The organism is Streptomyces lunalinharesii, assembly GCF_039532155.1.
Lineage (GTDB): Bacteria > Actinomycetota > Actinomycetes > Streptomycetales > Streptomycetaceae > Streptomyces > Streptomyces lunalinharesii.
The window spans coordinates 177020-184078 of record NZ_BAAARK010000017.1; the positions used below are offsets into that span (position 1 = coordinate 177020).

The 7059-nt window shown below is 72.7% G+C and carries 7 protein-coding genes; 2 read left to right on the forward strand and 5 right to left on the reverse strand.

Annotation, left to right across the window (positions count from 1 at the left end):
• Window positions 1–154 precede the first annotated feature (154 nt).
• Entirely contained in the window at window positions 155–1438 is a 1284-nt protein-coding gene (locus tag ABD385_RS24640) for a DUF6986 family protein (protein ID WP_344579841.1), read from the reverse strand.
• Window positions 1439–1642: 204 nt separating this feature from the next.
• Here ABD385_RS24640 and ABD385_RS24645 point away from each other — a divergent pair, with 204 nt between their 5' ends.
• Window positions 1643–2158, forward strand: coding sequence for a DinB family protein (locus ABD385_RS24645; RefSeq protein WP_344579842.1), 516 nt, complete (start codon window positions 1643–1645; stop codon window positions 2156–2158).
• Between the two features lie 178 nt (window positions 2159–2336).
• Here ABD385_RS24645 and ABD385_RS24650 read toward each other — a convergent pair whose 3' ends face one another.
• The 4 genes from ABD385_RS24650 to ABD385_RS24665 all read right to left on the reverse strand — a co-directional run bounded on the left by ABD385_RS24650 (window position 2337) and on the right by ABD385_RS24665 (window position 5490).
• Window positions 2337–3299 carry an electron transfer flavoprotein subunit alpha/FixB family protein gene (locus ABD385_RS24650; RefSeq protein ID WP_344579843.1) on the reverse strand — a complete coding sequence of 321 codons (963 nt, stop codon included), beginning with the start codon at window positions 3297–3299 and terminating at the stop codon, window positions 2337–2339.
• Between the two features lie 146 nt (window positions 3300–3445).
• Entirely contained in the window at window positions 3446–4234 is a 789-nt protein-coding gene (locus ABD385_RS24655; protein ID WP_344579844.1) for an electron transfer flavoprotein subunit beta/FixA family protein, read from the reverse strand.
• Between the two features lie 212 nt (window positions 4235–4446).
• On the reverse strand, window positions 4447–4953 hold the full coding sequence (locus ABD385_RS24660; protein WP_344579862.1) for a flavin reductase family protein: 507 nt from the start codon (window positions 4951–4953) through the stop codon (window positions 4447–4449).
• Between the two features lie 231 nt (window positions 4954–5184).
• Window positions 5185–5490, reverse strand: a complete 306-nt coding sequence (locus ABD385_RS24665; protein WP_344579865.1) for a TlpA family protein disulfide reductase — start codon at window positions 5488–5490, stop codon at window positions 5185–5187.
• A gap of 349 nt (window positions 5491–5839) precedes the next feature.
• Between ABD385_RS24665 and ABD385_RS24670 the strand changes: the two genes are divergently transcribed.
• Complete coding sequence (locus tag ABD385_RS24670) at window positions 5840–6553, forward strand: lysophospholipid acyltransferase family protein (protein WP_344579845.1); 714 nt, start codon at window positions 5840–5842, stop codon at window positions 6551–6553.
• Window positions 6554–7059 lie beyond the last annotated feature (506 nt).

Consider the following 7059-nt stretch of genomic DNA (forward strand, 5'->3'; position numbering starts at 1 on the left):
TGGGCGAGGTGTGGCGCGTGCCCTCACGCGTACGGCGTTCCCCCGTGCCGCCGTACGCGGAGCGGCCGGGCCCCGGGGTGGGGTCCGGCCGACAGCGGCCTGGCGGGGCGGCCGACGGCGCGGCCGCCCCCGAGCCGGTTCGACCGGCTCCCGTTCAGGCCGACTTCGTCGGGCGGCCCGCCAGGCCGTCGAGGTCGGCGCGGGTCAGTCCGGTGAGGCGGGCGACCTCGTCGCCCTCGACGGCGCCGCAGTCGAGGCCGCGCAGCAGGTAGCCGCTGAGCGCCTTGGCGGTCGCGGGCTCGTCGGCGATGTCGCCGCCGGCCTTGGCGACGTAGGCGGCGAGCCGGGCGGCGGCCTTCTCCAGGCCCTCGCGGTAGAAGGCGTAGACGGCGGCGTAACGGGTCGGGAGGTGGCCCGGGTGCATGTCCCAGCCCTGGTAGTAGGCGCGGGCCAGGGCGCGGCGGGTGAGGCCGTGGTGCAGCTTCCAGGCGTCGTGGACCTGGGCGGTGGGGCCGACCGGCAGCACGTTGGTGGAGCCGTCGGAGACGCGGACGCCGGTGCCGGCGGCGGCGACCTGCATGACGGCCTTGGCGTGGTCGGCCACCGGGTGGTCGCTGGCCTGGTAGGCGGCGCTGACCCCGCAGGAGGCGCTGTAGTCGAAGGTCCCGTAGTGGAGCGAGGTGGCGCGCCCCTCGGCCGCCTCGATCATGCGGGCGACGGTGGCGCGGCCGTCGGCGCCCAGGATGGACTGGGTGGTCTCGATCTGGATCTCGAAGCCGATCCGGCCGGGCGTGAGGGCGTGGGTCTTCTCGAACGCGTCCAGCAGCCGGGCCATGGCGGTGACCTGCTCGGCGTAGGTCACCTTGGGGAGGGTCAGGACGAGTCCCTCGGGCAGGCCGCCGGCCGCCATGAGGCCGGTGAGGAAGACGTCCAGGGTGCGGATGCCGCGGTCGCGGACGGCGGCTTCCATGCACTTCATGCGGATGCCCATGTAGGGGGCGGCGGTGCCGTCCCGGTAGGCGGCGGCGACCAGCGCGGCGGCGCGCGCGGCGGCCTCGTCCTCCTCGGCGTCGGAGCGGAGGCCGTAGCCGTCCTCGAAGTCGATCCGGAGGTCCTCGACGGGCTCGCGCTCCAGCTTGGCGCGGACCCGGTCGTACACCGGGCCGGCGAGGTCGTCGGAGAGGCCGAGGACGGCGGCAAGCGCGCCGGCGTCCGGGGCGTGCTCGTCGAGCATGGCCAGCGCCTGGTCGCCCCAGGAGCGGATGGTGCCGGCGGTGAAGGCGTCGCCGGGGACGTAGACCGTGTGGACGGGCTGACGGGTGCCGGGGTCGCCCGGGTAGCGCCGCGCCAGGTCGGCGTCCACCTCGGCGAGAGCGGCTCCGATGCCCTCGCGTACGGCGTCCGCGAAGCTCGTCGCCACGGTCTCCTGCTGCCCCATTCGGTACCCTCCCGGTGCTTGTGCCCGATGTCGTCGCCGACTCAGGCATTTCCGCTTGACGGAATCAACAATCCGTATAGCGAAGCTAACGGTGTCGGTAGGCGAGGTCAACACCTTCCTTCCTCGTGGCGACGCAGGTCACCGGCCCGCACCCGGCCGACAACTCCGTGGCGCGGTCCACCCACCAGCCCCCACAATCCCGTCATGACATGGATCGCACCCCGGACCGAACGCCGCCCGATGCCCTCCGCAGCGGGCGAACGCGCGATGCTCCAGAGCTGGCTCGATTTCCACCGTGACACCCTGCTCAGCAAGTGCGCGGGCCTCACCGGCGAACAGCTCGCCCGGCCCGGCACCCCGCCGTCCACGCTCACCCTGCTCGGCCTGGTCCGCCATCTCGCCTATGTCGAACGCGTCTGGTTCCGGCAGCGGTTCGCCGGCGAGGCGGTCGCGACCCTGCACTGCACCCCGGACGCCCCGGACGCCGACTTCGACGACCTCGACCCGGCTCGGGCCGCGGCGGACCTTGCGGCCCTGACGGCCGAGATCGCGGCCTGCGACGCGGTGGTGGCCGAGCGGAGCCTGGACGAGACCTTCACCCTCCGCGACCGCACCCTGAACCTGCGCTGGATCTACGTCCACATGATCGAGGAGTACGCGCGGCACAACGGGCACGCGGACCTGCTGCGCGAGGCGCTGGACGGTGAGACCGGGTTCTGAGGGGCCGCGCGCGAGGAGCGGCCCTCCTGGCGCGTCGCCCCTTTCCGGCCACGACCGCCCCGGATCGCCGCCCCGTCCCATCCGAGCGCGCCCCGCACGGCCGAAGGCCCCGTACGTCCGGTGCGTACGGGGCCTTCGGCCGTGCGGAGTCCACGGGCCCGCGGTGGGCCCGGCCGGGTCAGCCCTTGCGGGACGTGACCTCGTCGGTGAGCGCCGGGACGACGTTGAACAGGTCGCCCACCACGCCGTAGTCGACCAGGTCGAAGATCGGCGCCTCGGCGTCCTTGTTGATGGCGACGATGGTCTTCGAGGTCTGCATGCCGGCGCGGTGCTGGATCGCGCCGGAGATGCCCGCCGCGATGTACAGCTGCGGCGAGACCGACTTGCCGGTCTGACCGACCTGGTTGGTGTGCGGGTACCAGCCGGCGTCCACCGCGGCGCGGGAGGCGCCGACGGCCGCGCCGAGCGAGTCGGCGAGCGCCTCGATGACCGGGAAGTTGTCCGCGCCGTTGACGCCGCGGCCACCGGAGACCACGATCGCGGCCTCGGTCAGCTCCGGGCGGCCGGTCGACTCGCGCGGGGTGCGCGAGACGATCTTGGTGGCCTTGGAGGCGTCGGCGACGGTCACCGCGAGCTGCTCGACCGCACCGGCGGCCGGCGCGGCCTCGGGGGCGGCGGAGTTGGGCTTGACGGTGATGACCGGGGTGCCCCTGGTGATCCGCGACTTGGTGGAGTACGAGGCCGCGAAGACCGACTGGGTGGCCACCGGGCCCTCGTCGCCGGCCTCGACGTCCACGGCGTCGGTGATGATGCCGGAGCCGATCCGGACGGCCAGTCGCGCGCCGATCTCCTTGCCCTCGGCGGAGGAAGGCAGCAGGACGGCGGCCGGCGAGACCGCGTCGTAGGCGGCCTGCAGCGCGTCGACCTTGGGGGCGACGAGGTACTCGGCGAACTCGGGGACGTCGGCGGCGAGGACCTTCACCGCGCCGTGCTCGGCGAGCACGGGGGCGGCGGTCTCCACGCCGGCGCCGAGGTGCACGGCCACCGGCTCGCCGATGCGGCGGGCGAGGGCGAGCAGTTCGAGGGTGGGCTTGCGGACGGCGCCGTCCACGTGGTCGACGTAGACAAGGACTTCAGCCATGGGAATTGCTCCTGCGGGAAGAGTGCGGGCGAAGGGAGGACGAAGAGTTCCGACGGACCGTCAAATGCGGGCGCTGAGGCGGGAGATGGCCTCGACCCCGGTCGCGGAGCGGTGCCGGTCCGGGGCCGCGCCCCGGACCCGCGGCCTTAGATGAACTTCTGGCCCGCGAGGAACTCGGCGAGCTGCTTGGCGCCCTCGCCCTCGTCCGTGACGATCGTGCCCTTGGTGCGGGCCGGGCGCTCGTCGGCCGACTCGACCTTGGTCCAGGCACCGTCCAGGCCCACCTCGTCCGCCTCGATGTCGAGGTCGTCCAGGTCCAGGGTCTCCACCGGCTTCTTCTTGGCGGCCATGATGCCCTTGAAGGAGGGGTAACGCGCCTCGCCCGACTGGTCGGTGACGGAGACGACGGCCGGCAGCGCGGCCTGGAGCTGCTCGCTGGCGGTGTCACCGTCCCGGCGGCCGGTGACCTGGCCGTCGGCGACGGCGACCTGGGAGAGCTGGGTCACCTGCGGGACCGCCAGGCGCTCGGCGAGCAGCGCGGGCAGCACGCCCATCGTGCCGTCGGTGGACGCCATGCCGCAGACCACGAGGTCGTAGCCGGTCTTCTCGATGGCCTTGGCGAGCACGAGCGAGGTACCGAGCGCGTCGGTGCCGTGCAGGTCGTCGTCCTCGACGTGGACGGCCTTGTCGGCACCCATCGACAGCGCCTTGCGCAGCGCGTCGGTGGCGTCCTCGGGACCGACGGTCAGGACCGTGATCTCGGCCTCGCCGTCGTTGGCTTCCTTGATCTGCAGGGCCTGCTCGACGGCGTACTCGTCGAGCTCCGAGAGGAGGCCGTCCACGTCGTCGCGATCGACGGTCAGGTCCTCGGCGAAGTGCCGGTCGCCGGTGGCGTCGGGCACGTACTTCACACAGACAACGATCCTCAAGCTCACGCCGGCTCTCCTACCTGCTTCGTCTCTTCAGAACTGCCTTGTGCTGGCAGCATAGGCGCCTCACGGGGCGGCTCCCGGTCGGATGCGGATCCCCGCGCCGACCGCCATATTACTCGCCAGTACATACACTCTGGTGCCCCGAATCAAGGCCGTCGAAATGTGACCTTCCCAACGGCCCCGACCGGGCGACGAAGCAGGTACGGAGGAACTCGTCAGTCGCGCAACGCGTTGAAGCGGCCCTGGTGGTAGAGGAGCGGCCGGCCGGGACCCGCGGGGTCGCCGACGACCGGCTGGGCCAGCACGATCCGGTGGTCGCCGGCCGGGACGCGGGCCACCACCCGGCACACCAGCCAGGCCAGGACGCCGTCCAACAGCGGCACGCCCTCGGGACCGGTGCGCCAGGACGTCGCCGGACCGAACCGGTCGGCGCCGCTGCGCGCGAAGGTGGCGGCCAGCTCCTGCTGGTGCTCGCCGAGGACGTGCACGCCTATGTGCTCGGCCTCGGAGACGGCCGGCCAACTGGAGGCGCCGGTGCCGATGCCGAAGGAGAGCAGCGGGGGTTCGGCGGCGACGGAGGTCAGGGAGGTGGCGGTGAAGCCGACGGGTCCGGAACCGGCCGCGGTGATCACCGCGACGCCCGCGGCGTGCTGACGGAAAACGGAGCGCAGGAGTTCGGGGGAAGCGGTGCGGGGCGTGCCGACATCGGGCGAGGCCGTCATGGAGTTGTCCTTCTGCTGTGGGCTGCGCGCCCGGGCGGGACCGCCGACGGCCGAACGGCGCTCGGCGGCGGAGGTGTCGTCGCTGCTCACACGCCGGGACAACGCGCGCTGGCGGTCCGCACCAGATCGACGTGCGCACGTCCGTAGAGAAGGAGATCAATTCCTGGCCGCATGACGTCAGGCTGACGACGCGTGACCCGAGGCGTCAAGTGCCGCCCGCCATCTGGGAGATCAATCACGGACCGCCTCCCCCAGGGCCGCGATGACGTCGACCTTCCGGGGCTGGCCGGCGGCCCGGCGGACGACCGTGCCGCGGGCGTCGAGCACCAGCACCGTCGGCGTGCCCTGCACCTCCAGGCGCCGCACCAGCTCCAGCCGCTCCTCCGCGTCGATCTCGACGTGCGCGACGCCGTCGACCATGCCCGCGACCTCGGTCAGCACGCGCCGGGTGGCCCGGCAGGGCTGGCAGAACGCACTGGAGAACTGGACGAGCGTGGCCCGCTCCCCCAGCTCCGCACCGATCTCGGCGGCGCCCATCCGCACCTGGTCGTCCCGCACCGTCGTCCTTCCCGTCGCCGCGGCCCGCCGCGGACCGCGGACACCCGCCCCGCGGCTCCGGCGCGGCGCACCGTCCCGTCATCCCTGGGTGCAGCGCTTCCGCGACCGCAAAGATTCCCGGGGCCGAAAACCACCCCGCACCGACCGGCGAAGGCCGCCCCACCTGCCGGTTCCGTTGCGCACGTGACGAGGATCTCCCGCCCCGGGGGCCCCGCACGGTGGCCGGCGGCGCGCGCATCGGGCACGATCTCCCGAAGCGCAGAGTTACGACTGCGTAGGTTTCCGCCGGGAGAACCCTCCCCAGGCACCGAGAAGGGGTCCCCCGCACATGGCCGAGCTCGTCTACCCGCCCGTCATCGGTGCAGCCCGTACGCTCTTCAAGACGCTGGACCTGAAGTTCGACATCGCCGGTACGGAGAACATCCCGCAGCGCGGCGGAGCGGTCCTGGTGAGCAACCACATCGGCTACCTGGACTTCGTCTTCTGCGGGATGGCGGCGCGCCCGGCCAAGCGACTGGTGCGGTTCATGGCGAAGGAGTCGGTCTTCCGGCACAAGGTGTCGGGACCGCTGATGCGGGCCATGAAGCACATCCCGGTGGATCGGACGCAGGGCGTGCACGCCTACAAGCACGCGCTGTCCGCGCTCCGTTCCGGCGAGATCATCGGGGTCTTCCCCGAGGCGACCATCTCCGAATCGTTCACCCTGAAGAACTTCAAGTCGGGCGCCGCGCGACTGGCCCAGGAGGCCGGCGTCCCGCTGCTCCCGATGGCGCTGTGGGGCACCCAGCGGCTGTGGACCAAGGGCCACAAGCGGCAGTTGGGCCGCCACCACTTCCCCATAACGATCCGGGTCGGCGAACCGGTGGCGGCCGACCCGGCCGACCAGGTCGAGAAGATCACCGACCGGCTGCGGGCCCGCGTCCAGGACCTCCTGGAAGCGGCCCAGCGCGCCTACCCCGTACGGCCCCGCGACGCCGACGACACCTGGTGGATCCCCGCCCACCTCGGCGGCACGGCGCCGGCGCCGGGGCGGGGCGCGTAGCGTTTTCCTTCCCACGTTTTTGGCTTTCCCGCCGTGAGGGTTTCGCTGTTTGCGCCTGCGGCGCGGTGCCGCTGCGCGGGGCTGGTCGTACGTCGTCGGCCATCCTGCCGTTGCGCCTGCGGCGGGCGTTGCCGCTGCGCGGGGCTTGTAGGTAGGCCGCGGTGCCGGGTTGGGGGGAGGTGGGGTGCCCGGACTGCTGCGCTTTACGTCCGGGCACCCCACCTCCCCCCAACCCGACCCCTCCCGTATGAGGGTGGGAGAGAGCTACGTGGGGCCCTGCGCTAGTGGGTTCCTGCGGCTCCGTGGATGGATTCATGCGCGTCAGTGAGCGCCGTGCTGGCCAGCACTGACCCGCCGGGCCCCAGCCCCCACCCACCCCTCTTTCAACCCACCCTCAACGGGAGGGGGCGGGCCGGAGGGGGTGGTGTGCAGGACGTAAAGCGCAGCAGTCCTGCACACCACCCCCGCAGGCCCGACACCGCCACCCAAACGCCCCGCGCAGCGGA